The sequence below is a fragment of the Mesorhizobium sp. WSM4819 genome, assembly GCF_055811215.1.
The window spans coordinates 162,442-189,111 of sequence record NZ_JBVVQO010000008.1; the positions used below are offsets into that span (position 1 = coordinate 162,442).

General features: G+C 59.9%; 21 protein-coding genes and 3 pseudogenes. 4 read left to right on the forward strand and 20 right to left on the reverse strand.

Annotated features, from left to right (window positions below):
• Positions 1-201: 201 nt before the first annotated feature.
• Complete coding sequence (locus AC0L18_RS10385; protein ID WP_473492032.1) at positions 202-435, reverse strand: helix-turn-helix domain-containing protein; 234 nt, start codon at positions 433-435, stop codon at positions 202-204.
• Between the two features lie 116 nt (positions 436-551).
• Between AC0L18_RS10385 and AC0L18_RS10390 the strand changes: the two genes are divergently transcribed.
• Positions 552-836, forward strand: a complete 285-nt coding sequence (locus AC0L18_RS10390; RefSeq protein WP_473492034.1) for a DNA -binding domain-containing protein — start codon at positions 552-554, stop codon at positions 834-836.
• 616 nt (positions 837-1,452) lie between these two features.
• On the forward strand, positions 1,453-2,286 hold the full coding sequence (gene proB, locus AC0L18_RS10395; protein WP_473492036.1) for a glutamate 5-kinase: 834 nt from the start codon (positions 1,453-1,455) through the stop codon (positions 2,284-2,286).
• Between the two features lie 188 nt (positions 2,287-2,474).
• Here the strand turns inward: proB and AC0L18_RS10400 are convergent, their stop codons facing one another.
• The 19 genes and pseudogenes from AC0L18_RS10400 to AC0L18_RS10490 all read right to left on the reverse strand — a co-directional run bounded on the left by AC0L18_RS10400 (position 2,475) and on the right by AC0L18_RS10490 (position 24,889).
• On the reverse strand, positions 2,475-3,197 hold the full coding sequence (locus AC0L18_RS10400) for a LuxR family transcriptional regulator (RefSeq protein WP_473492075.1): 723 nt from the start codon (positions 3,195-3,197) through the stop codon (positions 2,475-2,477).
• 511 nt (positions 3,198-3,708) lie between these two features.
• Positions 3,709-4,752, reverse strand: a complete 1,044-nt coding sequence (locus AC0L18_RS10405) for a CaiB/BaiF CoA transferase family protein (protein WP_473492037.1) — start codon at positions 4,750-4,752, stop codon at positions 3,709-3,711.
• Positions 4,753-5,088: 336 nt separating this feature from the next.
• Positions 5,089-6,276 carry a mandelate racemase/muconate lactonizing enzyme family protein gene (locus tag AC0L18_RS10410; RefSeq protein WP_473492039.1) on the reverse strand — a complete coding sequence of 396 codons (1,188 nt, stop codon included), beginning with the start codon at positions 6,274-6,276 and terminating at the stop codon, positions 5,089-5,091.
• Between the two features lie 4 nt (positions 6,277-6,280).
• Positions 6,281-6,802 (reverse strand): acyl-CoA thioesterase, encoded by a 522-nt coding sequence (locus tag AC0L18_RS10415; protein WP_473492040.1) that lies wholly within the window; start codon positions 6,800-6,802, stop codon positions 6,281-6,283.
• A gap of 2 nt (positions 6,803-6,804) precedes the next feature.
• The gene (locus tag AC0L18_RS10420) at positions 6,805-7,590 is read right to left on the reverse strand and encodes an enoyl-CoA hydratase-related protein (RefSeq protein WP_473492041.1); all 786 of its coding nucleotides are present in this window, start codon (positions 7,588-7,590) and stop codon (positions 6,805-6,807) included.
• Positions 7,587-8,486: an enolase C-terminal domain-like protein gene (locus AC0L18_RS10425; RefSeq protein WP_473492076.1), complete on the reverse strand. Its 900-nt coding sequence runs from the start codon at positions 8,484-8,486 to the stop codon at positions 7,587-7,589. Before AC0L18_RS10425 ends, AC0L18_RS10420 begins: the two co-directional genes overlap by 4 nt.
• A gap of 62 nt (positions 8,487-8,548) precedes the next feature.
• Positions 8,549-9,670, reverse strand: coding sequence for a zinc-binding dehydrogenase (locus tag AC0L18_RS10430; protein ID WP_473492043.1), 1,122 nt, complete (start codon positions 9,668-9,670; stop codon positions 8,549-8,551).
• A 2-nt stretch (positions 9,671-9,672) separates the two neighbouring features.
• The gene (locus AC0L18_RS10435; protein ID WP_473492045.1) at positions 9,673-10,836 is read right to left on the reverse strand and encodes an acyl-CoA dehydrogenase family protein; all 1,164 of its coding nucleotides are present in this window, start codon (positions 10,834-10,836) and stop codon (positions 9,673-9,675) included.
• Positions 10,836-11,678: an enoyl-CoA hydratase/isomerase family protein gene (locus AC0L18_RS10440; RefSeq protein WP_473492047.1), complete on the reverse strand. Its 843-nt coding sequence runs from the start codon at positions 11,676-11,678 to the stop codon at positions 10,836-10,838. Before AC0L18_RS10440 ends, AC0L18_RS10435 begins: the two co-directional genes overlap by 1 nt.
• 17 nt (positions 11,679-11,695) lie before the next feature.
• A complete protein-coding gene (locus AC0L18_RS10445; RefSeq protein WP_473492048.1) occupies positions 11,696-13,789 on the reverse strand; it encodes an acetate--CoA ligase family protein in 2,094 nt (697 codons plus the stop codon).
• 455 nt (positions 13,790-14,244) lie between these two features.
• Positions 14,245-15,249: a GlxA family transcriptional regulator gene (locus tag AC0L18_RS10450; protein ID WP_473492049.1), complete on the reverse strand. Its 1,005-nt coding sequence runs from the start codon at positions 15,247-15,249 to the stop codon at positions 14,245-14,247.
• A gap of 400 nt (positions 15,250-15,649) precedes the next feature.
• Positions 15,650-16,417 carry a methyltransferase domain-containing protein gene (locus AC0L18_RS10455; protein WP_473492051.1) on the reverse strand — a complete coding sequence of 256 codons (768 nt, stop codon included), beginning with the start codon at positions 16,415-16,417 and terminating at the stop codon, positions 15,650-15,652.
• Between the two features lie 324 nt (positions 16,418-16,741).
• Positions 16,742-17,845, reverse strand: a complete 1,104-nt coding sequence (locus tag AC0L18_RS10460; RefSeq protein WP_473492052.1) for an alcohol dehydrogenase family protein — start codon at positions 17,843-17,845, stop codon at positions 16,742-16,744.
• A gap of 349 nt (positions 17,846-18,194) precedes the next feature.
• Positions 18,195-19,124, reverse strand: coding sequence for an isopenicillin N synthase family dioxygenase (locus AC0L18_RS10465; protein ID WP_473492054.1), 930 nt, complete (start codon positions 19,122-19,124; stop codon positions 18,195-18,197).
• Complete coding sequence (locus AC0L18_RS10470; RefSeq protein ID WP_473492055.1) at positions 19,121-19,828, reverse strand: class I SAM-dependent DNA methyltransferase; 708 nt, start codon at positions 19,826-19,828, stop codon at positions 19,121-19,123. The genes AC0L18_RS10465 and AC0L18_RS10470 overlap by 4 nt, the downstream gene beginning before the upstream one ends.
• A gap of 14 nt (positions 19,829-19,842) precedes the next feature.
• Positions 19,843-21,192, reverse strand: coding sequence for an NAD(P)-binding domain-containing protein (locus tag AC0L18_RS10475; protein WP_473492057.1), 1,350 nt, complete (start codon positions 21,190-21,192; stop codon positions 19,843-19,845).
• An 853-nt stretch (positions 21,193-22,045) separates the two neighbouring features.
• Positions 22,046-23,152, reverse strand: a complete 1,107-nt coding sequence (locus AC0L18_RS10480; protein ID WP_473492059.1) for a mandelate racemase/muconate lactonizing enzyme family protein — start codon at positions 23,150-23,152, stop codon at positions 22,046-22,048.
• 20 nt (positions 23,153-23,172) lie between these two features.
• A pseudogene (locus tag AC0L18_RS10485) lies at positions 23,173-23,894 on the reverse strand (transposase); the annotation flags it as partial.
• Between the two features lie 281 nt (positions 23,895-24,175).
• Complete coding sequence (locus AC0L18_RS10490; protein WP_473492060.1) at positions 24,176-24,889, reverse strand: enoyl-CoA hydratase/isomerase family protein; 714 nt, start codon at positions 24,887-24,889, stop codon at positions 24,176-24,178.
• A gap of 472 nt (positions 24,890-25,361) precedes the next feature.
• Between AC0L18_RS10490 and AC0L18_RS10495 the strand changes: the two are divergent.
• Together AC0L18_RS10495 and AC0L18_RS10500 are read left to right on the forward strand one after the other, a co-directional pair.
• Positions 25,362-26,453: pseudogene (locus tag AC0L18_RS10495) on the forward strand (IS256 family transposase).
• A gap of 115 nt (positions 26,454-26,568) precedes the next feature.
• A pseudogene (locus AC0L18_RS10500) lies at positions 26,569-26,670 on the forward strand (IS110 family transposase); the annotation flags it as partial.

Sequence of the window (26,670 nt, forward strand, 5' to 3'; positions counted from 1 at the left end):
CCGATTCCTGCGCAACGGGCCTTCGCAAGACGGAAACAGGAGCGATCCCGACGCTCGACGGCCGCAAAGCGGGAATTAAGGACATGGCGCCCCACCTCTGCCTTCCTCATCGATGACGGTACGCTTCTGCGCCTGAGATTACCGAAGAAAACCGGGACTGGTCCGCCCGGTAACCGTGGCTCCGGGAGGGCGCTGGCCCAGCTACGTTCGCAGGCTCAACAGAATTTCGCACGGGTCGGTGTCAAGCACTGCAGCTACGTCGAGGAACTCAATGACATCGAGACGCCGCTCCCCACCTTCATACTTGGCCACGAAGGATTGCGGCCGGCCAAGCTTCTCGGCTACCTGCGCCTGGGTCATGCCTTTGGCCTTGCGCAGCGATATCAACTGGGCCAGAAACCGCTGGTGGCGGGCAGATCGAAGTGATTTGGGCATGTAGGCGAACCGGTCAGGTAAAGACCGGCTCAGCCACTAATCCCGGTTCCGGATTATCCCATTTTGGGATATGCTGTCTTGAGTCCAGCTATTAACATGCGAGGTTCGCGGCAGAGATGAATCGATCGACGGGAACAGATGGGACTCAAAGCTCGGCACTGCGCGACGAGGTCCCCTGGTCGGACAGCCTCACGGCCTACGACAGGCAGCATTTCAACGTGTATCTGAGAATCCTGGACGCTTGTGCCGACAATGCCAGCGCAGAGGAGATGGCAGATCTCATTCTCGGCATCGACCCGGCTCTTGAACCGGTGCGTGCCCGCAACGCTGTCCGCTGCCATATCGATCGGGCGAACTGGATGGTGACGACCGGCTACAAGGAACTGTTCGCCGCTGAATGATGGAGCTGTGCGCTCCGTCACGCCTCGGGCGAACGTATGAGACCGAGCACGGCCAAGCTAGTCGGCAGGCTGACTGATCCGCGTTCGGCCTGGCGGCCTTGTTCTTCACGCACATCATGCCGCAAAGCTGGTTGAGCGCGGAAGAGACGGCGAATCCACTTGGTCGGCCCGCGGGCATCTCAAACCTCAGAAGTAGTTTGCTGGGGTGAAGCTGCGCAAGCGAATCTACGGTTGGCTCCTTGCATAGATGGCCGCCCCACCTGCGGGTGCAGACCATCCATCCGCGCAAATAGCACCCGCCCCACCTCGTTGCCGGTCGCATCGAGAATGGCCTCGTCCGTCCTGCTTAGGCTGCGGCCAATGCCCTTCAGTGCGAAGCGAATCATGTTCCCCGACGGTGACGAATCGTGAACTGCCGCTACAACAAGTTTACACAATCTTCATGACCGCCAATCGCCAGGGGTGGTAGGTTCCTCACCAGATTTAGGGCGTGGCCGCAACTCCTAGATCCGTCAAAAGAAGCTGACGCTGGTTGTCCTCGTGACGCCACACAGCTCACTGTATCGCCAAGAAGAGAGTGGAAATGGTGTCTTCACTGTCACTGCAGCGACACCCAATGGCAGCAACGACAACACCGGTCCGATTGCTTTCGGCTCATCGGCTGGTCGTCAAGATTGGCTCAGCACTGCTTGTCGATGAAGAAACCGGCGGTATACGCAGTGATTGGCTTGAAACGCTGATAGCAGATATCGCGCGCCTTTTCGCACGAGGGCAGCAGGTGATCATCGTCACATCCGGTGCTGTCGCGCTTGGATCTGGTAAATTCGACGGTTTGGGCAGACCGCTGCGAATTGAGGAGAAGCAAACGGCGGCTGCGATTGGTCAGGTTCGACTTATGCTTGCCTACGAACAGAGTTTAAAGCGCCACGGCTTCGCCGTGGGCCAAATGTTATTGACCGGTGAAGATATGGAGAACCAGCATCGCCGCCATAATGCATTGTCGACCCTTCAGCAACTTCTCAAAATTGGCGCCGTACCCATCATCAATGAGAACGACACGACTGCAACGGCGGAGATCTGCTTTGGCGACAATGACCGGCTGGCGGCACGGGTCGCACAGATGGTGAACGCTGACGTTCTCGTTCTGCTTTCTAACGTAGATGGCCTGTTCACCGAAGACCCATATCACAATCCGTTGGCTCGTCTGGTGACAGAGGTACGATGCATCACCCCCGAGATAGAGGCCATGGCGGGTCATTCCCACGCCCGCCATAGTTCGGGTGGCATGGTGACAAAGTTAATAGCAGCTAGGACAGCCATGGACGCGGGATGCGGCATGCTCATTGCGAGAGGAACCGGACGTTATCCGCTAGCCGCTATCGAGAACGGTGCGCCATCAACGTCCTTTGTGCCGCGCGGCAAAGACAGGGCCACACGCGAGAAACATTGATGAAGTCCTCGCCGCCTGAATAACTCCAAGGACCCACGATTCGCGGATTCGCGGGCAGGCTTGCAATGCCACCGGATGCGATTAAGTTGCGGCATGAGAGCCGGCAGGAATGACGCCTGCGCTCTGCACGAGTGCACCGACCGAAACAGCCTCTGCCAAGCATAGGGCACCAAAGGCACGTCCGTTTTTTAGAGAAGCGAAGATCGTGATGAGGCTAGCAGCGCTACAGCCTGGTCTTTTGTGCGCACGCCGAGCTTGTTCCTGGCATTATCCAGATGAAAAGCGACAGTGCGCGACTTGATACCCAAGATGCAGGCTGTGTCCGAGGCGGACTTGCCGCGCGCCGCCCACTGCAGGCACTCATATTCACGTTGTGTCAGCAAAATGCCGTCTACCATTGGATTGGCCGAGAGTTTGCGCCGAACATAAACGTGAAAGCACGTTGCAATCAGTTGGAGCGCCTGCTCATACCGCTCGGCAACGCGCAGCAAATCCGACAGCTCACGCGCGGCAAAGGTCATAGCTGCAGCACGTCCCCTGCGATCAACAATTGGGATCGTCAACCCACAGCAGATGCCGAACTCTGCCGCTTCAACGAATAGCCTTTGCTGAACCTGCGATGTTTCAACGCCACGAAGATCCGAATCCCATAGGAAGGGGCAACCGGCAAGGCGCGCACGCATGATGACGGGATCGACTCTCTGATACTGGTTTCGGAAATAGTGCGCGGTCCAAGTGGGCGGATAATTGGAGATCAGCTTGGGCTCCCCGGAAGGTCGCGACGGCAGGGATAAATAGGCAAACGTGAGTAGATCAAGTCCCGAGACAACGCTGGCCAAGGCTTCCCGGAAATCTGTTTCGTCGACACTCTCCGACAGCTTTTCCAGGAGTGTCTCGAACGCACGCGGCATGTCTTTGGCCATTGTTCTAAGTAATATTCCACACCATTACGACCGATAATCGGATAAGCGGCGTTGTCAATTTCATCCGCAATTTTGTCAGGCGGGGTGGTGACAGTGCTTCGGGCGACCTTATCGACGAGCCGATAGCGCTCTTTCATGACGTCGGCTTTCCAAACCTTATGCGAATGGGTAGAGCCGTGCTCGCCTTTGGCCGCCATCCTGTCGGGTCCGTGTTCGTAGTTCGTCCCCGCCTTCACAATCGCCTGATGCTCGTGAATGCTGATCCGAATCCTCTGCATGCCGACGGCAACATGCCAGTGCCCCGTCCGTTAAACCTGCAGGCAGACTGGCGACTAGGTCGCAAGCTATGAAAGCACTCATGTCATTGCCCGCGTCTGTAGTTGGTCAACCTCGTCGAATCCATCAACCTTATGTGAGTATGATCTCGGTGATCTGATCTTGAGCACATTGTCTCAAATCGTAACGCGCGAAATTCATTTTTCCCTCATTCTGTGTCCCCTCACGATGAGCCCTCGGTCGCTTCCTGCGATCTCGCGCGCTCTCCCGCCACGTCGGCCAGCTCTGGCATGCCGTCAGGATGGGCGTCCGCCAATGAAAGGACCGGGGTCACACATGCGTCGCTATTCGCGAAGACTCTGCTCCAATCGTCCAACGTTCGAGCCTTGAAACGCTCCGTCAGGCCTTTTCTTGCCTCCGGCCAGCCTTCCTTGCGCTCCATCAATCCGGTTAGTTCGGGCCAGCCGAGCTTCCGCCCGATCTCCGCAATGAACTTCGGCTCCAGCGCACCGGCCGCGAGCCAGCGGCCGTCAGAGGTCGCATAGGTGTCGTAGGTAGGCATCCCGCCGCTCAAGGATTCACGCCAGGATTCCTCCGGGTGACCGCCGAGCACCGTCGCAGCCGAGATGTCCGACAAAAGATATCGGACGCCGTCCGTCATCGAGAGGCAGATGCGCTGCCCCCGGTCCGTGCGCCCGCGTTCGAGCAGTGCGGCCAGGATCGCGCAGACGGCGAGGGTACCCCCTGCCGCATAATCGCCGATGATGTTCTGGGGGGCGACCGGCTTGCCCTGCCGGTCGCGGATCAAGGAGAGCGCGCCGGACAACGCTAGGTAATTGATGTCGTGGCCTGCCCGCGTCGCATGCGGTGCCTTACTGCCGTAGCCCTTGATCTCGCATACTATGAGGTGCGGGTTCTCCGAGCCGAGAACGTCCCATCCGAGCCCGAGCGCCTCAAGCTTTCCTGGACGCATCTCGCTGATAAAGACGTCCGCAGTCCGGACGAGTTGCAGGAGGTCGGCACGCCCCTCTTCCGACTTCAGGTTCAGCGGAAGCCGCGACTTGCCCCTGGCCAACGCGTCGTTCGGACCTCCGCGTCCAGCGAGCATCGGGTCGTCGGCGGCTCCCGCATAATCTGGCTTCGCCTGCGTCGGGTTTACGACCGCAATGACTTCCGCTCCCATGTCCGCGAGCACCATCGACGCGAACGGTCCAGGCGCGTTGACAGAAATGTCGATTACCTTGATCCCTGTCAGGGCTGTCTTCATCCGCGAGCGGCTCCGAGCACGATCATGATCTCTTCACCGATCTTGGAGGTGGTGATGTGCACGAGGGACACTCGTCCGTGCCAGAGTGGATGCCCCGCGGGGATCATGGCTATGTCTCCCGCCTCCATGACACGACGCATACCAACTCCGTCCCGCCCTAGACGGCGATCAGGATGATCGACCTTGTGCACGTGCATGCGGTTACGCGAGCCATTGGCGAAATTGACCGGGTAGGCCTCCAGCCTGTCTTCGGCGGGCTGCTCGCCAAGCCGCCGGAAAGTGTACAGCGGGCCGGTCGCGATCGCACGCCGGACCTCTGCGGGGATCCTAGTAGGGTCATGAATGACTCCCGGAATCGGATTGGACAGCTGCTGGATGATCCCTGCCCGAAGCCGTCCCGTGATGCAGGCTGGCCCCCAGAACCACGACGGGATCACCAAGGATCGCCTCGTTAACTTCGACGCCAAGCCCCGGTCCGCAGTTGTCGGGAAGCCGGATTTCTCCGTTGACGACACGAAGTGGGTTCTTCACGAGGGGAAGGTCGTCGCTGACGTAGTCATACAGTCCGAAGACGAGATTGCGGGGCAGCGTGTGCGCCAGGTGCGTCACCGCGGCGAGCAAAATTCCCGACCCGTAGTAGTCCTCGATCCGGACAGGCACTCCGAGAATTCTGGCAAGCGACATCGCCTGCCGGGTGGCCTCAATGCCGCCGATGCAGGAGGTCTTCAGCGAGGCGACGTCCAGAACCTGGTTCTCCACCGCCTCGAGAAGGCGCCGCGGGCTGTCGAGCACCTCGTCGAGCATGATCCGGACACTGGTGCGCTGGGCGACCGTCCGGCACTCCTCGTAGGTGTCGCAGGGATTCTCGATCATCGGCGAGAGCTCGCGCAACGTGTTGATCACGCGGATCGTGTCATCGACGAGCCAGCCGCGGTTCGGGTCGTACCAGATACGCTCATGAGGAAGCGCTATCTCTTCGACCATCCGGATGGTCTCGATATCCTCATGTACCTCGCCTGCTCCGACTTTGATCTGGAAGCGCGAGTATCCCCTCTTACGCTCCCTTTCGAAGGCGGCAAGCGTCTGGTCGCGCGTTCCGATGCGGACCACGGCGAGAACCGGCACGGAATCCGATACGCGCCCGCCCCAGAGGTCAATGAGCGGAAGGCCGTGTGCCTTCGCTGCGAGATCCCACAGCCCCATCTCCAGCGCTGTCTTGGCGTTGCCATGCCCTCTGAGGGCTGCTGACACGTCCCTCAAGATGGCCGCGACCTGTCGCGGATCGCGGCCCAGCACCACCGGGGAAACGTGTCGGATGCCCTCGCGAGCGCCTGCCGAGAGTTCCGGCAGATAATAAGGGGGCGCCGAGGAAACTTCGCCCCAGCCGACGAGACCGCCATCGGTTTCAATCTTGACCACGAGGATATCGAGCGCCGGATTCATTGACTGGCTCGACACATACCGCGTGAGCTCCATGCCGACGTCGATCGGCACGGAGTAGAGCGTTATCCTCTCAATGCGCATCGGATCACCTCTTCTTCAGGACGATGCCCTGTCCGGCGACCGCGGGAACTTCCTGTCCAGTCTGGGACTGCATGATCAGTTCGAGCCTCTCTGCGACGAGAGGTCGCCAGTTCTCCGGCCGCCGCTCTGTCAGGTTGAAACCGAGACACTTCACCTCGTTCGTGGCTGCCAGCTCGTTCGTCTCCGACTTCCAGATGTGGTGGAAGAGGACGAAGCGCTTGTTGTCCACGCCGATGAGCTGGGTGGTCACATGGATCGGCGTACCCAATGCCAGCTCGCCGATGTAGTGGACGTGGTTTTCGACGATGACGTACTCATGGCCATCGCGTACTTCCATCGTGCTGTCAGGACCGTTCAGCCAGTTCCAAAAACCCCAGTTCGCATGGTCACCTATGGTCAGGTAATGCGCGACATTCACGTGCTGGAAGACGTCGATCCACTCTTCCCGGACTTGCGCTCGGAACAGCGTAAGCGGCGATTCGATATCGCCTGTCCAAGGCAACGGGGCATCATAGACTTCCGCCATTGTCAGCGTCCTTTCCAGTTGGGTGCGCGCTTCTCCGATAGAGCTGCCATTCCTTCGGCTGCGTCCTCGCTTGCATAGACGCGCCGGTACACGGGCAGATCGGCCTCGCGCATGATCCGGTAGGCTTCCCGTTCGCCGTGGCCTTCGGTCGCTCGGTCGATCTCCTTGATTGCCTGCAACGAGAGAGGCGCCGATGCGGCGATCCGATCGGCAAGCTCATGCGCGGCCGACATCAGCTGGCCGGCGGGCACGACCTCATTCACGAGACCCCAGCTCTCCAGCATGTGCGCGCTGACTTGCCTTCCGGAGAACAGCATCTCCATTGCTATGGGCCGTGGGAGCCGGCGCGGAAGACGGATCACGCCACCAGCATCGGCGATGAGACCGATGGCCGCTTCGGTGAGGCCGAACTTAGCATGGGAGGCCGCGACGATCAGGTCGGCAGCCAGTGCAAGCTCGAACCCGCCGCCGAGTGCCAGCCCGTTCACCGCCGCGATGACGGGCTTCTTCAGGGCCCAGTACTCCGTGAGGCCAGCGAACCCGCCGATGCCATGGTCGGCGTCCGGCGCTTCGCCCTCGGCGGCCGCCTTGAGGTCCCAGCCCGCAGAAAAGAACCTGTCGCCGCCCCCTGTGAGGATAGCAACCGAAAGGCTGTCGTCTTCGTTAAGCGTGCGGAAGGCCTCGCCCAGCTCCTTCGACGTCGCGGCGTTGATGGCGTTCGCCTTCGGCCGGTCGAGAACGATCTCGAGTACGCGGCCGCGTCTATCTATCTTAACCGGGGAGCTCACGCACACCACTCCATGATCGGATCTCGAAGGACGTCCAGGTCGACCACGCCAAGGCCTGGACCGCAGCGTTGGGAACCTTGACGCGAACCGTCCACAACCTCGAACGGGTTCTTCACCACCGGGACTTCCGGCAGGTCGTAATCTACAGGCGGAAGCAGGCCACCTCCAGCAGGCCCGAGCGATATGGGCGATTCGGCCAGACGGGCCTGTGCCGCAGAACTCTTCGATCCGCATGCGGATGCCGAGACGTAGGCAAGCTCGGTCAGATGGCGGCGCTGCGAGATACCACCCGTCGAACCCATCTTCTTGAGGACCGCGACATTGATTATGCCGTTACGGGCGGCCCGGATGAAACTCGGCTGGTCCTCGATGGCGTCGTTGAGCATGAGCCCCATGCCCGTATGACGGGCGACCCTCAGGCACTCCTCATAGGGTTCGCAGGGCTGCTTAAAGAGAGGCGCGATGTCGCGGCATAGCGGTATGATGCGCATGGCTTGGTCGATGATCCACGCGCGGTTGGCGTCGAACCAGCAGCGCTCGCCTTCGCGGATGTCGCCCTGGCAGGCCCGGATGCGCGCGATTTCCTCCCGGGGCGAATGGTCGCCGAGCTTGATTTGGAAGAGCTTATAGCCCTGCGCGCGGAAGTCAGCGATCTCGGCAAGCTGTTCGTCGCAGAGGTCGACCAGCGGCAAACACCTGGCCGTGCCGACCAGGTCCCAGAGAGCCATGTCGATGACCGACTTCGTCGGCTTGTGTCCGCGAATCGCGAAAGCGACCTCCTCCATCCGTGCGCGGTGGTTCCGTGGGTCAGCGCCTAGAAGGATCGGGGCGATTAGGTCTAGACCCGCGCGTGCCTTCTGGGGCTTCCGCGGCAGGTAGTAGCTAGGCGGCGACATCGTATTCGAGGCCCCACTCGTCGACGAGGACCAGGTAGGCCGTGGTCCGGTGATCTTCACTACTACGCCTCCACTTTGGGGGGCATGAGGACGAAGCTGCCGACGTGTTTCTTCTCGAAGAACTCCGACTGAGCGGCGTGGATCTGATCCAGAGGCCAGGACTTCGTGCTGAACGGTTTGATCTGGCCGGAGACGACCAGATCGATGAGCCGCGGGAACGTGTCGCGCAGATAGACTGTGGAACCAAACAATGACAGGTTCTTGAGATAGAGCGTCCGCAGGTCGAGATTGACCTTGGGGCCGCCGATGGCCCCTGCCGTCACGTAGCGACCGCCACGGCGCAGCAGCTTCAGGAGATCAGGGAACCGGTCGCCGCCGACCACGTCTGCCACAAGGCTAAGCTTCCTCCCGCCCGTGATCTCCAACACCGCGGAGACGAGGTCTGGTGTGTCGCGATCAATCACGTGATCGGTGCCCAGTTCGGAAACGTCCGCCATCTTCGACTTGCCTGCGACTGCAATGGCGGTCGCGCCAAGAGCCTTGAGGATCTGCACCAGGAATGAGCCGACGCCGCCAGAGGCGCCTGTGACGAGCGCAAGATCGCCTGCCTTCGCGCCCGCTATCGAGAGCATGTTCATGGCTGTGCCGCCCGAGCATGGAACAGTGGCAAGAGCCGCATCTGAAAGCGGAAAGTCCTTGGGGACAGAGACGGCATTCACGGACGGGACGGTGGTGAACTGGGCGAACGCGCCGTCGTGCTCGGACCCCAAGAAGCCGGCGCTGTCGAGTCCTTCGGCATCTTCCGGATCGCGGATGTAAGGATCGCAGACGACACGTTCACCAATCCGGCCCGCCTCCACGCCCTCGCCGACGGCCACGATGTAGCCAACGGCGTCGGCCCCCTGGATGCGCGGGAACGTGAGCCCGCCTTCCCAGTCACCCGTGCCCTTCTCTGCCACCCCGAAACCGCTCTTGCCGCCTTCCGCCGTGGTGCCCGAACTAACCTGCTTGTTGTACCAGCCGGTGCGGGTGTTGATGTCCGTGTTGTTCACGCCAGCGGCAGTCACGTTGACGAGAACCTCGCCGGGACCAGGCAGGCGAACGGCAACGTCGTCGCGAAGGACCAGCTTGTCGAGGCCGCCGTGGCCGACGAGGTGCACGGCCGTCATCGTTTTCGCCGTCATGTTCAGGCTCCTCTCGCACGCATGAGCTGTCGGCTGATGATGTGACGCTGTATCTCGGAGGTCCCCTCCCAGATGCGCTCGACGCGAGCGTCACGGAAGATACGTTCGAGCGGCAGGTCGGCCATCACCCCCATGCCGCCGCAGGTCTGGATGGCCTGATCGGCCACGCGCCCGAGCATCTCGGAGCACCAGACCTTCGCCATGGCGCAGTCCTCAGCGATCGTCGGCGCCTTCTGGTCCACCTTCCACGCCGTGTTCATCAGCAGAAGGTCGCCAATGCGGATGTCGGTCGCCATGTCGGCGAGCGGGAAGCTGATTCCCTGGAATTTGCCGATCGGCTGCCCGAACTGTTTTCGCTGGGCCGCGAAGTCGACAGCGACCTCGAAAGCACGCTCCGCACGGGCAACACATACCGCCGCCACGGTCAGGCGGCCCGGCCCGAGCCAGTCACTCACCACCTTAAAACCCTCGCCTTCGCCGCCGACCATCTGCCAGTCGCCGACGCGGACGCTGTCGAAGTTTAGGATGTTGTTGTAATAGCCGCGGTGCCCCATGTGGTCATAGCCCGTCCCGACTTCGAGACCGGGGGTGTCAAGGTCGACGAGAAAGCACGAGATGCGCTTGCGGCGACCACTCGACGTCTCGTCCTCCCCGGTCGCCGCGAACAGGATCACGAAATCGGAATTCTGCGCATTCGAGATGAAGTGCTTCGTCCCGGTGATGATCCAGTCGCGGCCGTCCTTGACGGCGCGGGTCTTCATGCCCTTGAGATCGGAGCCCGCGTCCGGCTCGGTCATGGCGATGCATTCCCGCTTCTCGCCCCGCATCACGGGTTCGAGGAAGTGGGCGACCTGCTCTCCTCGGCACGCCGCGAGGATGTTGTTCGGCCTACGAACACACTCGGCCAAGGCCAGGGATGCTCGTGACAGCCCTTTCTCGACGAGCGTGAAGGACACGCAGTCCAGTGCAGCTCCGCCCACGCTTTCGGGCATATTGCAGGCGTGAAGTCCGAGTGCCATCGCCTTGCGGCGGATGTCGAGTTCCAGTTCGCGCGGCAGTTCACTCGTCCGCTCCAGCAACGCTTCATGTGGGATGAGTTCGGTTTGGCAGAAGTTACGAACCGTCTTGGAAAGCATCTCCTGCTCTTCGGTCAGCGAGAAGTCCATCAGCCCAACTCTTGGTAACGAGCATTGGCGTGATCGAGGGCGGCCCGGAGTCCCTTCTCGGCAGTCATCCGGATGAACTCCGCGTATTCGGGCACGGGCTGTGCGCCCATTATCGCAACCTGCTCGAGGTAATAGTCCGTCGCTGTCCTGAGCCCCTGCATCTCGTACACGCGGTTCAGATACATCTTGTGCATCCGCTGCATCTCGCGCGGCATACGCGCCATCAGGGTGGCCTTCCGGCGGGTTGCCTCCGCGAGGTGGTCCGGCTCGACCACCTCGGTGACCAGACCCATTTCCTTCGCCTGGGCGGCCGTCAGCTCCCGGCCAGTCAGGAGGAGGTCCTTGGCGGCCTTCATGTTCACCACCCAAGGCAGGAACATGCAGTGCCCGGACACGCCGTAGCGGACCTCGTTGTAGCCCAGTCGGGCGTCCGAGGTGACGATCGAGACGTCGCAGAACAGAGAGAGCTCGAACCCCTTGCCGATGGCGTATTTGTGAATCGAGGCTATGACCGGCTTTGTGACGGTCCAGGGGGTGGTGAACTCCTCGAACTGATGGATGTAGTGGGCGCGGTACTCGTAGATCGACGTGCGGTCTTCCGCAGCGTCTTCGTCAAGATCGTGTCCGGCGCAAAATCCCCGGCCATTGCCGCGGATGACGATAACATTGACATTGTCGTCGCGGTCAGCGCGGAGAAGGCCCGCCTGTAGTTCGGCGATAAGCGTCAGGTTCATCGCATTCAGCTTCTCCGGTCTGTTTAGCGTCAGCCAGCAGACGTGCTCAGAGTCCACCTCGTAGACAAGGTGCTTGTAATCGGTGGTTTCAGGCGTGATACCCTGCATGGACTTCCCCCTTGGTGTTAGGCAACACACTTCTTGCGGTGTGCAAGCTTCAGGACCGCGTCCACGGCAAGCGCGCCTTCTCGGCCGACCAGGATCGGGTTGATTTCGATTTCCTCCGCGCCTTCGGCGATGGCGAAGAGGCCTAGGGCCTCCAGCGTGTCGAGCAGCGCCTCGCGGTCGCCTGCGGGACGGCCTCGCCATCCCTTGAGACGCTCTGCCACCTTCAGGCGATCCAAGGCACGCGAGAGTTCTTCCCGTCGGAAAGGCGCGGCGACCAAAGTGCTGTCGTTCCAGAGCTCGGCTTCCACTCCGCCGCCGGCGATCATCATGACGGGACCGACGGATGGATCGTAAGTCACGGAAGCCAAGACCTCGGCAACGGTGTTCGCCGCCATCGCCTCTACGAGGACGAGGTCCAATGGAATGTTTGGTGCGAGGCGACCCATGTCCGATCGCATCTTCTCGACCGCGTCCCGCACGTCCTGAGTCGAGAACAAGCCGATGCAAACCGCACCGACCTCTGTCTTATGAAGGAGGCGGGAGTCAAGAGCTTTGAGAACGACCGGGAAGCCGATTTCGGCGGCGACTTCGTGGGCCTTCTCGGAATTGCAGACTGTCGACTTGGGAACACGCACTCCAGCCCCCGCCAGCATCGACTTGGCTGACGCCTCATCTTGATAGGTGCCGGCTTCAGGAACGATCGACGGTGCCGCGGTCAGCCGCCCCAGACCTGCGGCATTCAGCTCTTCGCGGCGCTCGCGCCACCAAACAGCGTGCGACATCGCACGCATGCACTCCTCCAGGCCCTGCATGGCGGCAAGGCCGAGGCTCTGGGTGTGATCGCGGGCGTGGGCCGGGAAGCAGTCGATCATGGGGGCCAACTGCATGGCTGCGACGTCCCGCCCTATGCAGGCCCCGCCGAGAGCTTCGACTTGCGCGGCGTATTCGCTGATGTCCCACATGCCTTCACGAGGATAGTTCTGCACCATCAGGGCAGCGTCGTAGCCTTCGTCGAGCAGCGCCGAGTAGATGGCCGTCTGACGCTCCTTGTCGTTCCAGGCGCCCATGGTGACATCCTGCGGATTGCCAGGCGTTGCCATCGACGGAAGGACTTCCCGCAGGCGGGCGAGCCGGTCCCCGGTCGGCTGAGGAAGCTCGAATCCTGCGGCACTGAGGTGGTCGGCGAGCATCACGCCCAGCACCCCGGACACAGCCGTCACGAGAACCCTGCGTCCCTTGGGCACCTGCCCCGAATGGAACAGCTTCAGCGTCTCGAAGAACTCCGATTCCGAGTTGGCGGAGATGATGCCCAGCCTGTCGAAGAGGGCATCCCAGGCAGCCCCTGCGCCAGTCATCGACGCGGTATGGGAAGCTGCCGCCTGCGCGCCTGCAGGCGTCTTGCCGAACTTGATGGCGACGATCGGCTTGCTGAGCTCGAGCGCCTTCACCGCGGCCTTGCGGAGAACCGAGACATCCCGAAGGCTTTCGAAAGACAGGCCTATGGCGGTAACGCGTGGATCTTCGAGCAGGTAGTCGACGCAGGCTTCCATGCCGGTTACCGCCTGATTGCCGCCACCGACAAGATGCGTGATCGGCAGACCTCGATCGGAGAATACCGCGTCGCATAGAAGACCACCGCCCTGGCTGACGACGGCGACGCCCTTCTCGACCGAGTGAACACCGAACTGGTCCATCATGGCTGCCACCGGATCGACGAAGTTGACCAGTCCGACGGCGTTGGGGCCGAGCATGGCCATGTCGCCAGCCGCGGCGACGAGTTCCGCCTGCAGGTTGACACCGTCAGCCCCCGTCTCGGCGAATCCGGCGGCGTTGCAAACGATTGCTCTGCAGCCTTTGATACGGAGGGATCCGACCGCTTCCAGCGCGGCTTCGCGACGGATTGCGATGAAAGCCAGGTCAGGCGCCTGCGGAAGCGCCTCAATCGAGGGGAAGCACGGAAATCCCTGTAGGGTCTCGTATTTGGGATTCACCACCCAGGTGTCCCCTGAGAAGCCGAGGTCGCGGTGGTACTTCAATGCCGGATTGAGATTGCTGCCCCCTATGAACGCCACGGACTTGGGGCGGAAGAGGGCATCGAGGGGCTGTGTCATCTGGTTTCCGACGAGAAGAAGCTTGCCTGGAGCATAATGTTCGGCTCGACACCACGTTTGATCCCAACAAACAAAAATATGACCTGTTTGAACATAAGGTCGTACCAGTGTAGGTGGCCAAGGCTTCTCGCTTGGCTCGCTGTCGCTCACCGCCGAACTGGTGGGAATTGTTGAAGCTGACGAACCGGAAGGCAGGACTCGGATTCGCCGAACATCTCGCGCCGCTGGAATGCGCAACGCCCCTTAGACCAGTCCCCTGGAGTTCCAGGGTGGTCTTGTTGAACCGGCTGGCGCACACAGTTCGCACTGCCAAATAGGCTTGGTTGACACCGAAGTCATCACCGTTACCGAGGCGTGCCTTCTATCCCTTTCGATGAAACCTTTTTGTTTGAGGAACTGTCGCGGTCACACCAACTGTGCGCTGCTTGCGCGATGTATGTCTCGCCGGGCTTGATTTACTCTGCCTCGTTCGAGGACAGGGGCCTCAATGTTTCCGAGCGAAAGTCGCCGGTCCTCTCCGGCTGCTCATAGAGCGATCTGTCGCGGCTCGGAGCCACCTTGAACCGTTTCCGATAGGCACGGCTCAGGCTTTCGCTTGCCGGGAACCCGCACATCAGTGCGATGTTGCCCACCCGCTGTTGTGAATTCCGCAACAGATTGCGAGCCCGATCCAAGCGTAGTTCGAGGTAGTACGCTTGCGGCGATCGCCTAAGGTGCCGCTGGAACAGCCGACGGAGCTTCCATTCCTTGGCCTCGAGGCGGTTGGCGATCTCCTTGATCGGAAGGGGCGATTCCATGTTCCCAAGCATCATGTCGATAGCTTTCGCGAGCATCCGGTCGAGGCGAGGAATCGACCAGTCAAACCCAAAGGATCCATCCGCCCGTTCCGATTCCAGAGGTCGATAATTCAGGATTTCTGCGACGCGCCGTGCCAGCCGCTTGTTTTCGAAATGGGCAATCATGGCCAGAGTCATGTCCATCGTTACCACTCCACCCGCGCTTGAACAGCGATCGTTGTCGAGATCGAACAGGCGATCGGCGAAGAAGGCTTCACCACGGCTTTCACGGAATCCGACGATCGCCTCATGGTGTGCGGCGGCAGGCCGTCTGTCGAGCAAGCCCGCTTCGGCGAAGATGAGAGCTCCGGTATCGACGCAGCCCATCAGGCAACCAGACCGCGCCCGGCGCCTCAGCCAACTCAATACCGCATCGGTCTTCATACGGTCCGGGGCGTAGGAAGCCAGCAGGATCACTGCATCCGTCGCCTGTTCATCGAGTCCGCCTTGGATCTCCAGTGAATGGCCCGAAGACGACCGCGGGGGCATTCCGTCTATGCTCAGAATGCGCCAGCGGAAGACTGGTCGATGGCTTTCCCGGTTCGCCAACCTCAATGGTTCGGTGACGAGGGAAAGCGAGAGAAGCGGGAATCCTTCGCCAATTAGGATGGTTACCAACTTCATGTTCGTTCAGGTCATCTCCTTGTTGGTTCGGATCATCCGAAAAGTTTGGCCCGTCGGCAAGTTCCTTTTCGGCGGAAATACGGCATACGTACGCCCTGAACTCAAGAATCTACTTCGCAACGTCCGGTTGACAAGTCACTGGCGCCAAACCGGCTGACATTTCTTCGAATGGAAGACAAATGGCCGAGTAGCTAACTGGGGCGTCAGCATTGAGCGTGATCGCAACACAGCCAGTTCTACTTGGTCGGCGATTGCCGCGATATAGGTGGCAACACAGCGTCGCAGCGCGTGTTCACGCCCACGGCTGAGGCACGACACCAGCGGAACGATCGTCTTTCTTATAAATCGCGTCTCGAGCTCCACTAACTCGCATGCTAGCCGCTCCGCTCCGGACCGGCATCTAGGTCGGCCGGCGGCCCCTGAGATGGCAGGGGATGAGGCGGCCGGAGTCAAGCGCCGCCTGGCGGCCCTTGGCGCTGGCGAGTCGGCTTTCCGCGACTTCCTTGCCGACGATTGCCGCTAGCTTCTGGCGCGCCGGACCTTCGAGTAGCGCAACCTCGATGCGGTTGGCCTCCTGCAGCTCACGACGGTGATCGGTGACCTTGGGTTCGGCGAAACCCGCGTCGATGAGAGCCTGGAGGGCCTCCGCTGGCTGCGTGAAGGCGAATTTTAATTGCAGCTTCGAGAGCCAGGCAATCACGACTGCGCTCTCGGCGGCGTTTTGCGACCAGAGCCAATCCGCGGCAATGAACCAGCCACCGGGCGTCAGCACGCGCAGGAGTTCTTGATAGAGCGTCGGCTTGTCGGCGATGTGTAAGAGCGAATCCTTGGAGAAGACAACGTCGAAGCTGGCATCCTTAAACGGGAGCTTACCGGGCATGACCAGTTGGAAGGTGACGCGCTTAGCAAGCCCCTTCATCGCCGCCAGATCGCGGGCGGATTCGATCAACTGCGGTTCGACATCGATGCCGAGGACCGCGGCCGCGCCATGCTGGGTCGCCAGCAGCACGTCGATGCCGCCTAGGCCGGAACCGATGTCGAGCACCCGGCGGCCGGAAAGGTCAATGCCCTCCAGCATCTGCGCGACCTCTTCCGGCCCGCCCGGCGAAAGGATACCCTCGCCCCAAATGAATTCCAGAGCATCGGTCAAGTCCGTGGGATACTGCATCGGTGGTTCTCCAGTGGCGAGAAGGAGTGAAATGATTTCCACAGCAGCCTTTTTGCGTCTTCGGATTAGGAGTACCAGAGCTGCGAAATTGAAATTAGAAGAGCTTGTGCTCTATTGAGAGCTAAGAGTGCGGAAATATCAGTGCGCAAATAGAAGGTGACCAGGCTTTGGTCTATCCTTCTGTAGCGAGTCTAACCCTGGTACATGGCGTATCGTCTGAACTATAAACCGCGGTGCGACAATCTCTACACACCACGATACGACTTGATCGTGTGCTGCGCGTTCTGCTGATGCGCCGTAGGTTTCCTACGCCCGCCGATTACATCAGACAGTAACTACTATGTTGCCAACGTGGGCCTTTTCCATAAAAGCCTGCTGTGCCTTTGCAAGATCCGCCAGCGCATACTCCGCTGCAACAAGAGGCCTAAGCAAGCCACGTTCAATTAGATCGATCAATCGCCTTGCCGTTCCTGGAGGCACGATGGTCGCGCCGGTGAGTTGAAGGTCCTTGTAGATGAGTTGCCTGAGGTCAAAATCGACTATCGGTCCCGAAATGGCGCCAGAGCTCGAATACCGTCCACCCCGGCGCAAGGCACCGACGAGATGGTGAAAGGTACGGCCTCCGACAACGTCGAGCGCGACGTCAACGTCGCCATCAGCCGCCGTTCGGATCGCTTCGGCCATTTCCGGTGTCTCGCGATCCACCACGGTGTCGGCACCAAGCTCCCTCAAAACGCTTGATTTGGACCGGGCTGCAATGGCAATGATCCGGGCTCCGCGCAATCGGCATAATTGGATGGCAGCAGTTCCCACGCCCCCCGAAGCGCCGGCGATGACGACGGTTTCTCCGGGTCTCAGGCCTGTTCGCGCCACCAGATTCTCGGCCGTGGCGTAGGCGCAAGGGAACGTTGCGAGTTGGGCGTCGGAAAAATCGCATTCAACGCGAAGCGCGTTTTCCGAATGTACAGTCGTGAACTCAGAAAAGCCACCGTCGCATTCCGATCCGAGGTAGATGGTGCCCGAAGGATTCATCCAGTCTCCTGATCCGAGAAGCCAGGGATCTACGATGACCCTTTCGCCAATCCGAGTAGAACTCACGCCACTGCCGACGGCGACTATCTTGCCCGCGACGTCAGAACCTTGAATAAGTGGGAAGCTTATCGCAGAGCCTCCCCAACTGCCGGTGTCCAACTGAGCCTCGGCAAATCCGGCGCTCCCGGTAGCCGGCGTAATGCCGTCAGTGACACGCTTCGAATACCACGCCGTGCGAGTGTTGATGTCTGCGTTGTTCAGGCCGCATGCGCCGACCTCGACGAGCACTTCCCCGGCGCGGGGCCTCGGAACTGGCCAGTCTTCTCGGTATACCAGTTTGTCAAGACCCCCGTGCCCAGTGAGGACGACGGCACGCATGAATTTTTTCAGGCTCATAATTGCTCCTCAAGTCAACGAGACCGGCGATACCGGCTCGCGAGACTTTCGATGTCGGGAGCGACTCCAATTGGAGGCGCGGAGGGCCATAGCAGTCAATGTGTCTGACGCCCATCCGGGAACCGGTGGGTTAAGCCAGCTCGCCAGAGGTGTCCGGGTCGCGCGCGTCCATTGTTCCATGGAGAGCTATCGCTTCAATGAACCCGACCGTGACCATCTGCCATGGGTCTAATGTGTCGTCGCAGCGTCTCATCCATTCGTCGGGACTTTCGTGGCCGGTAGAGATCTTCTATCGCGCTGCGGTCCGTCGGTGCCACAGTTTTGGGGCAACATGGAGAAACCGAACGAGCTACTGCAACTCTCGCGCCCGTCCGGCGCCATTTCCGGTTTCCCAGATCGAGTCGAAGTTTCGTAACATCACTTCCGCGACGCTGAAGGTGTGCTTTCCCTGCCGGGAAGTCAGGCGAGCGTCGATGTCGGGATAGATAAAGAACGGAAGCGAAATTCGTTCGGCCGGACCGGTGTGCACGACCTGATGGGGCGTACTCTTGAAACGGTCATCGCTCAAGGCTTGAAGCATGTCGCCCAGATTCACAACGAGAGTGTCGGGCAAGCTCGGCGCCGGCACCCAGCGCTCACCGAACCACACCTGCAAGGAGCGCGTGGGGAGTTCCTCCTGCAGCAGGAGCGTGAAGAACCCATTGTCGGTATGCTTTCCGGCCGTGCCGCCAGAAGATGGATATCGGATCACGCGTTGCAGGACTGTCGGCGGGCTGAAATGGCGCCGGAACCAGCCCTCTTCCATATCGAGCAAGTCCGCGAGCGCGGTCCCGAGCTGCGGCACAACCTCGTTGACCACGGTAGCCTGCAAAGCAAACAGGCTTCGAGCGAAACCAGGAGCCAATGCGTCATCCGGAAGGCGTGTGCGACCAGCAAACGGACGCCGGTCACCTTCGTTCTCGATTCCGAGGTCGAACATTTCCTTCGGATCGGGGCCGGTCTCGGGATGTAGAGCCTCGCCATACAATGGACTGTATCCACGGGCGGTAGCAGGGTACACGTATTGGGCGGAGTGACCGTAGCGTTCCTTTGCAGCCTGCGGCAGCGCGAAGAACCGCCGGGAAGCCTGGATCGCTTCTGCGATCTGTTCCTTCGGGATGCCGTGCTCAAGGTAGAAGAACCCGTACTCCTCGCAGGCCAGGCGCAGGCGCTCGCGCTCTTCGTGTCGCGTTGCATCGGCTGCCAATTTCGCTAGTGAGATTTGCGGTAGCATGGTCATAGCTGCTTCTCCGGTGTTACATTTGCCTTATCAGTCGCTTGGAAAACCCAGTAGTCTGCGCCCTCCTCCGCGATGTATCTGCCGTTGTTTAGACACTGTGCCGTCACAAACACGCCCGCATCCTGCAGACGACGCACCTCATCTTCAAAGGATGTGGCCTCCGCATAGCTTTTGCGGGTGCTTGCGATGATGAAACCGTCGGGGCGCGTGACGCGAGCGAGTTCGCGCAATGCGTCCGGTCTGATGTGACCAAGCGTGAAGACACCGCAGCAGACCGTAATATCGTAGGTCGCACTCGGGTAGTCGGAGAGCGGCTCGTTAAGATCGACACCGCCTTGAACATGCCGGTAGACGCGAGTTTTCCTGGCTTTTTCGGCCATGTCCTCCGAGAGGTCGCAACCGTCGAGTAACTGGAAGCCAAGTCGCTTCAACTGCACGCCAACGAGACCTGTTCCGCACCCTGCGTCCAGGATTGCGATGGCTGCTCGCCGCTTGGCCAAATAGGCTGTCTGCACGGTGCCTGCCAATTCCGCAACCACCGTCGGTCCGCAGTACCCGTCGCGGCCGACATCCAACTCATACGAATTGGCCCAACCGCGATAGAAGTGGGTCAAACGAGCGATGTCGCCGTCGAGAGCATGAGAATCCTTGATGCGCTTTCGTGCGGCTTGCTCTAGTGCTGTCTGCTGATCGAGGTTGTTCATTACAGTTCCTCCTTTTAGGGGCAGATGAGATGCGCTACGGTCGTCAGCGGCGGCGTAATGGCACCGGGTAGATCAATAAGATCCTCGTTGCCGTATTGCCGAGCCCGACTATCTGACCATGCGGAGGCGCCTACGCTCCAGGTGATAACGTCGTACATGAGGGCATCGTGCAGACCCATGCCTCGCCCAAGATCAAACGCCTCATCAAGGATCAGGCGATTGACGTGAGTGAGCTCGCCGACCAACAAGTTGAGCAAGCGGATCTGGATGTCACTGAGTGGGATGTTGTCGGGGGGAAACACATGATCACGCTTCGGTTTGATCCGTCCGAAGGAGTCAGTCAGGAATTTTTGGTCTGGCGGATGCGCCGGGTTGGCACCGTACTTGGATGGCGCTCGATAGCCCGGCACTTGCAGTCGAACGCCGAAGACCACCTCCGCCAGTTCGACGACTCGCAGATGGCTGTCGTAGCGGTCGAACTTCCGTCCCGCCTCCATGTAGCGCTTTTCGACCGCGCGCCCGATCGGCAGTCCTACACCGAGTTCATCGGCTAGTTGAACGGTCAAGCCCATATCTTTCGTCGTGATCTCCACAGTGCAAGAGCGATCGTAGCTACCATCCAGGAGAAACGGGACGAATTGCTCGATCGCAACGGAGTTCGCGGACGAGGCGACAAACTCGCGCCACGCCTGCTGCGCTGGAATGCCCTCGCGCACGCTTCGGCAGAGCGCGTGGCCGCTCGCAACGGCTGCAGCGTAAAAGAGCAGGTTCGTCAGCAGTTTGACTGACTGGCCCTGACCGATGTCTCCGACATGGAAGGAAACGGCTCCCATAGTTTGCAACACCGCCTCGCAACGAACATAGGCCTCCGATGGCCCGCCGACGAAGAAGCTGACATTGGCAAAATCGACCCCCATATGGGACAAGTTGCTTACGGGTGCTTCTAGTGAATCCACGCCAATTGCTGCGGCCCGGCGGGCGATCTCCATCGTGTTGTGGTAGTCGGTGGTGGACGTATCGATCCACACGCTCCCCGGTGCCATTCCGGCCAAAGCGCCTTGCTCGCCCGTCATGTTGTCAAAGACGTCGTGTGGCAGCGGCAGGCAGGTGATGACGATTTCGCAATCGCGGGCCGCGTCGCGTGGTGCGCCATGCCACCGGGCCCCCTTTTCCAGCACGTCTCTCGCAGCCGCGGGATCAACGTCATAGACGTCTACCGGATAGCCGGATTCCAAAAGCTTGGCGATCATCGGTCGCCCCATGCTTCCGGTACCAATGAATCCGATCCGTTCGGTGTTGTGGAAACGGGTGACACACACGCCACTTCCCCCAGAATCTACAGCAGACACGGGACTTCCTTTCACGAGCCATGATTTGACGAAGGCTTAGATCTAATCGGTCTACTAGTTAGCTATTACACCATAATCTAAGAGTTATACATTAAATATATATTGGAAATTAGTACACTGTGTGGCCTTGATTTAATATATGCGACAAGCACGGCTCACAGTTCGCCAAGCAACACAATCTGGAAACCGACAGGGAGAGGAAAGCCTATAGCGGCTACGACCAACTGAATCCCATAGACAAATCCGCCTTTGTCGGCTTCGTCGGATCGTGTCCCGCGGCGGTGGTGCGCGTGAGCGGCTTCTGTTTCGCCCGTCCCCGCGGTATCTGGACGAGCGCGATTGGTCGATGATCTCGCGCGAGATGAAGCGCACGGGCGTGACGTTGGCGCTGTTGTGGCAAGGGATATCGCGCGGCGCACACCGATGACTATGACTACACCTGGTTTTATAACCGGTGCAGCGCTCCAAAGCCGGTCGCGCGCGACTTTCGACCACGAGGCGCGATGATGCTGACTATCCGGGACACACGGTGGCGGCCCCACCGAAAGAAGTCGAAGGCACCTGACGGACCTCAAACGCCTCCTGCTTCATCTTGATGTTGATCTCCGCATATCGGTTGGTCGTGTCCAGGCTGACGTGGTCAAGCTAACCTCTTATGACGTTCACGTCGACACAGGATCGAGTAGATGCAGGGGACCAGCGCCCTGTTCAACAGTGTCTGAGTACCATGCTGCCTCGACGTCCCTGCTATCCAGGCCGCAAGCCCCAAGTTGTCCAAGAGCAGTTCCGTGGCCGGCCAATCCGATCGTAACTTGAGTTTATCGAATCCACCATGCCCGGTGATCCTCGGGGTCATAATGCTTCCTTTTTACTTGAAAATCGATGCCGGGATCCCAAGTGCGGCGATGTCCGGCTCCACGCCAAGTCCAGGCGCAGTCGGCGGCGCAGCAAAACCATCGATGTTCCTGGCTCCTTGGCCGCGGACGGGGTCGACCGCAAGGTGATGATGGCAGAGCCAGCTGGCCAACCTGTTTTCGGCAGGGGTCGATGATGCGAGATGGACTGCCGCAGTATCCGCCAATGCCGAACCGCCTAGGTCCTCAACGTGCATCTGCCAACCCACCGAGACACCGAAATCCCGAATCTGCCGGGCCTTGGTCAGACCGCCCACTCGGTTGGGCTTCACCTTGACGCCCTCGCAGGCACCCAAGCGCCAAGCCAGCAGATGGTCCTCAAAAGTATGGAGGCACTCATCGAGCATGATCGGCTGTTTTATTCGTCGAGCAACCTGAGCGCATTGCTGCAGGGTCTCGCAAGGCTGTTCGATCCAGCCACGTACGGACACGTTATTCAGGACTTGGATCGCAACGGCCGGCAACCAGGCTCGATTCACGTCGTAGGTGACCTTCTCGTCCGGTTTCAGCGCGGCTTCAATCGCCTGAATACGCGCAATATCCGCGGCGGGATCGCTGCCTCCCACCTTAGCAGAGTGTGTACGATAGCCCTCCGAATAGGCATTTCTTATGAGCTTGATCATCTCGCCGCTGGTGCCGGTGGAGATCGAAGAGTTAACTGCGACCGGCTCTGCCCCAGTTCCACCGAACAATCGCCATAGCGGCATCCCGGTGACTTTTCCCAAGATGTCCCAGCAGGCCATATCGATCGCCGACTTCACGTACAGATGACCGGGAAGGGTTACATCCATAGTCCTATTGATCGCTTCAAGCGATCTCGGGTCCTGCCCCAGCAATGAAGGCGCTAATGTTGTTATGCCCGCTCTGATCCCTGGACCATGGGCCGGTAAATAGGTGTTGCCCCACGGGCAGCCTTCCCCCCAACCAGACACGTCCGCATCGGTATCAACTCGAACAAAGGTGCTGTCGAGTGTTTCGAACTTCAGGCGGCCACCCGACAGCCAATAGGGCCTTATAAGTGGCAGATCGAGTTGCCACATCGTAATAGCGATGATCTTCATAGAATAGTGCGCTCCTCTAGTAGTCCTAGCCCTAGCATGGCCGATCGGCGAGGCTCGATCATGTGCAGTGCGGCCACCCGCTCAGCATGTCCGTCGGCCAGTGTCAGGCAGGCGTGGACCAGCAGGCCATGGCGGTTCTTCCCATGAACCGTAGCTCGGCCTCCTTGCCTTGCCCTTGCGATAGAGCCGGGTATCCGGATCGGTGGTCGAGGCATGTGTGTCGTTAGAGCGCTTGTGGCCATGGAAGCCCGCTTCCGCGTTTCGCCCGCCCCCTTCAGCCGGTGGCTCGCCATGACCGCCGCTTGAGCCGTCCTTTGGTTTGACGCTCTTCATTGATGCCCACGCCTCGATCAGTGTGCCGCCGACCGAGAAGAGGTCCGTAGACATAAGCTTCTTCACCTTGGGCTGCACCAGTACCGGCCTAAAAACTTCGCCGCGATGTCACGTTCCAGCAACCGATCGCGGTTCTTCGAGTAACCGAATGGTCCCAGGCCGCGTCATCGATGCCTATACCGCCGAACCAGCGGAACAGAAGGTCGTATTCCAGCCGTTCCATCAAAAGCCGCTCCGACCGGATCGAGTAGAACGCCTGCAGCAGCATCGGTCGCAGCACCTTTTCCAGCGGAATCGAAGACCGCAACATCGGCGAATACAGCCTCGCCAGGTACCGCTCCAACGCCGCAAGCGTCTCACTCACAATCGCCCTGAACAACTGACCAAACCGTTCGTCCCCACCGCGCATGCCTCTCAATCTCTCCAGAGAAACTGAAGCACTCACAGCCTCGCCGCGCCATTTTTCGACAGCCTCCGAGCGTTCGTCCTTACAAGGAAGCCTCGTGCGGATTTAACCACACTCGCAGAACTCGCAGTCGTCATTCAAGTCCTCCGTACGCGATTTAATGTTTCCAAAGCAAGCTTTCATCTCAATTGTCATCTTGTTGTACTCCACTTATTTACGGACCGGACCGGTTGGATCCTACAACCAGCCCAGGTAGTAGTCGGTCCACCTCTGACGTTGCAATTTTAAACGCGATTGAGATACATCTTGTGCATTCGCTGTATTTCGCGCGGCATTTGCGCCATGAGCGTTGCTTTCCGGCGGGTGGCTTCGTGAAGTTCCTCAGGGGCTACAACCTCGGTCGCCAGCCCCAATTCCTTGGCTTCCGTGCCGGAAACTAGCCGGCCAGTCAGCAGAAGATCCTTCGCTGCCTTTACGTTCACGAGCCAGGGCATAAACATGCAATGGCTGGCGAACCCGTAGCGAAGCTGGCCGTAGCCCATCCGAGTGTCCGAAGTGACGATGGACTCGTCGCAAAAGAGCGAAAGTTCGAACCCTTTGCCGATGGCATACTTATGAACAGACGCTATGACAGGCTTACCAATAACCCACGGCGTCGTGAACTCCTCGAACTGGCGAATAAATCTAAGGCGATATTCGTAAATGGACGAGCGATCGTCCGATAGTTCCTCTTCTACGTCATGACCGCCGCAGAATCCGTGGCCAGCACCACGGATAACAACTACATTCACATCGTTATCATGGTCAGCGCGAAGTAGGCCCGCCCTGAGTTCAGCGAGCATGCGGTCGTTCATAGCGTTAATTAAATCAGGCCGGTTCAGCGTCAGCCAACAGACCTGTTCGGGGTCCACCTCATAGATGAGATGCTTGTATTCCGTATCCTCAGGTGTGATTTGGTGCATTATTTTCTCTCGTGAGGTCGGATCGAATGCGGTCATGTGGGGATACCTGAAGAGGATGTCGACTGAGAAACAGGCGCAAAGTTTTCCTTCGGCTCGGTTAAGATCATTTTCGCGGTAGCGACTACATGTCGGCGAGCGTGATCATGGGATGATTTCTGCCCAGTTCGTGCCGCACCACGTTGCGGATAGCCTTGCATGGGTTGTGCCAAGTGAGAAAATCATTCAGAACATTGCGGTTGCCCTGAAGCGCTGTGTCTCACGTCCGACATTGTCCAAGGTCTGACGCGGCGAATGCAGCCGGTCCTGGTCGAGTGTCCCGTGCGAGCAAAGAGGGAGCCGTGGAAGACTCAAGCAGTGAGGCCCACCATCACCTTAGTTGGGCGCAGCATGTTCGCTCCGGACGCCCACGTAGGTAGTGTGCTGAGAGTTCTGTAAATTCGCTGAGAGGGGGCGGTCATGGCAGACTGGTGATTGTTCACGTCACCGATTCCCGCGAAGGAACGCCACCATGACCAAGACTGAAGATAAATCCGCCATAGCCGCCGTCAAAGACATTCTGCTTTCGAACCCGGATGGATTGCACGAGGTGATCCGCGCGGTGATGCAGGAGGTGCTCGAGGCCGAGATGGACGAGGCGCTGGGTGCTTCGAAGAGCGAGCGCACGCCGGAGCGTCTGGGCTATCGCTCAGGCTATTACGGCCGCACCCTTGTCACGCGGGGTCGGCCAGCTTGAGCTGCGGGTTCCGCAGGATCAGGCGGGCCGCTTCTCCACCGAATTGTTCGAGTGCTACCAGATCCGAGCGGGCCTTGGTGGCGACGCTTGCGAAATGGCTGGACGAGAGCCTGAAGGCCTGCCGAGCGCCCGCTTCAGGAACCCTTTGCCTATCTGACCCTCGATGCCCGTTACGAGAAGGTGCGCAAGGCCGGCATCGTCACGAGCCAGGCGGTGCTGATCGCGGTCGGCATCGAATGGGACGGGTGGCGCCAGATCCTGGCCGTGGAGATGGCCAATCGCGAGAGCCGCTCGGCCTGGAGGGACTTCCTACTCGCGCTGAGGGCGCGCGGCCTCAAGTGCGTCGAGCTGGTCGTCACCGACGACCATGCCCGCCCCTGTCGCGGCGATCGGCGAGGTGATCCCGAAGCGGCCTGGCAACGCTCCTACGTCGACGTCCTCAGAAACGCGCTCGATCACCTGCCGAGGAAGCACGACGACTGCCTGCAGGAACTCAGATGGCTCTTACGACCGGCGCGATCTCGCCGAGGCCAAAGCCGATCTCGCCGCATGGCTGTCCAAATTGTCGGGCCGCTATCCAAAGCTGACGACGTGGGTGGAGGAGACCATCGAGCGCACGCTGACCTTCTTTTGCATGCCACACAAGCACCATAAGCACCTGAAGTCCACCAACATGCTCGAACGCCTCAATGAGGAAATCCGCAGGCGCACCTATGCGTGCGCATCTTCCCCAACGCCGAAAGTGGCCTGCGCCTCGTCAGGGCGCTGGCCGTCGAAACCAACGAGAACTGGATGCAGGCCAACCGATACATCAACATGGACGACCTGCGCGAGCACAAGAAGCTCGCGCTGCGCCAAGCCGCATAACCAGCTTCATCGCCGCCCTTTTTGCTGATGGGCTCGATGCCAGCCTTCTCCCGACGGCATCGCAAGGTGACCAAGTTTGTGGCGTTAGCGCCACGCAAAGGAGAGGCAGGCATCCATGGAAAAGGTTACCATCATTGGGATCGATCTGGCAAAGAACGTCTTTCAGCTGCACGGGGCGGCAGCTGATGGATCGGTTGTGTTCCGCAAGAAGCTGTCG

Bases quoted from the DNA above. Each gene is read 5' to 3' on its own strand.
- AC0L18_RS10385 (WP_473492032.1), bottom strand. From the start codon at position 435: ATGCCCAAATCACTTCGATCTGCCCGCCACCAGCGGTTTCTGGCCCAG.
- AC0L18_RS10390 (WP_473492034.1), top strand. From the start codon at position 552: ATGAATCGATCGACGGGAACAGATGGGACTCAAAGCTCGGCACTGCGC.
- proB (WP_473492036.1), top strand. From the start codon at position 1,453: ATGGCAGCAACGACAACACCGGTCCGATTGCTTTCGGCTCATCGGCTG.
- AC0L18_RS10400 (WP_473492075.1), bottom strand. From the start codon at position 3,197: ATGCCGCGTGCGTTCGAGACACTCCTGGAAAAGCTGTCGGAGAGTGTC.
- AC0L18_RS10405 (WP_473492037.1), bottom strand. From the start codon at position 4,752: ATGAAGACAGCCCTGACAGGGATCAAGGTAATCGACATTTCTGTCAAC.
- AC0L18_RS10410 (WP_473492039.1), bottom strand. From the start codon at position 6,276: ATGCGCATTGAGAGGATAACGCTCTACTCCGTGCCGATCGACGTCGGC.
- AC0L18_RS10415 (WP_473492040.1), bottom strand. From the start codon at position 6,802: ATGGCGGAAGTCTATGATGCCCCGTTGCCTTGGACAGGCGATATCGAA.
- AC0L18_RS10425 (WP_473492076.1), bottom strand. From the start codon at position 8,486: ATGTCGCCGCCTAGCTACTACCTGCCGCGGAAGCCCCAGAAGGCACGC.
- AC0L18_RS10430 (WP_473492043.1), bottom strand. From the start codon at position 9,670: ATGACGGCGAAAACGATGACGGCCGTGCACCTCGTCGGCCACGGCGGC.
- AC0L18_RS10435 (WP_473492045.1), bottom strand. From the start codon at position 10,836: ATGGACTTCTCGCTGACCGAAGAGCAGGAGATGCTTTCCAAGACGGTT.
- AC0L18_RS10440 (WP_473492047.1), bottom strand. From the start codon at position 11,678: ATGCAGGGTATCACGCCTGAAACCACCGATTACAAGCACCTTGTCTAC.
- AC0L18_RS10445 (WP_473492048.1), bottom strand. From the start codon at position 13,789: ATGACACAGCCCCTCGATGCCCTCTTCCGCCCCAAGTCCGTGGCGTTC.
- AC0L18_RS10450 (WP_473492049.1), bottom strand. From the start codon at position 15,249: ATGAAGTTGGTAACCATCCTAATTGGCGAAGGATTCCCGCTTCTCTCG.
- AC0L18_RS10455 (WP_473492051.1), bottom strand. From the start codon at position 16,417: ATGCAGTATCCCACGGACTTGACCGATGCTCTGGAATTCATTTGGGGC.
- AC0L18_RS10460 (WP_473492052.1), bottom strand. From the start codon at position 17,845: ATGAGCCTGAAAAAATTCATGCGTGCCGTCGTCCTCACTGGGCACGGG.
- AC0L18_RS10465 (WP_473492054.1), bottom strand. From the start codon at position 19,124: ATGACCATGCTACCGCAAATCTCACTAGCGAAATTGGCAGCCGATGCA.
- AC0L18_RS10470 (WP_473492055.1), bottom strand. From the start codon at position 19,828: ATGAACAACCTCGATCAGCAGACAGCACTAGAGCAAGCCGCACGAAAG.
- AC0L18_RS10480 (WP_473492059.1), bottom strand. From the start codon at position 23,152: ATGAAGATCATCGCTATTACGATGTGGCAACTCGATCTGCCACTTATA.
- AC0L18_RS10490 (WP_473492060.1), bottom strand. From the start codon at position 24,889: ATGACCGCATTCGATCCGACCTCACGAGAGAAAATAATGCACCAAATC.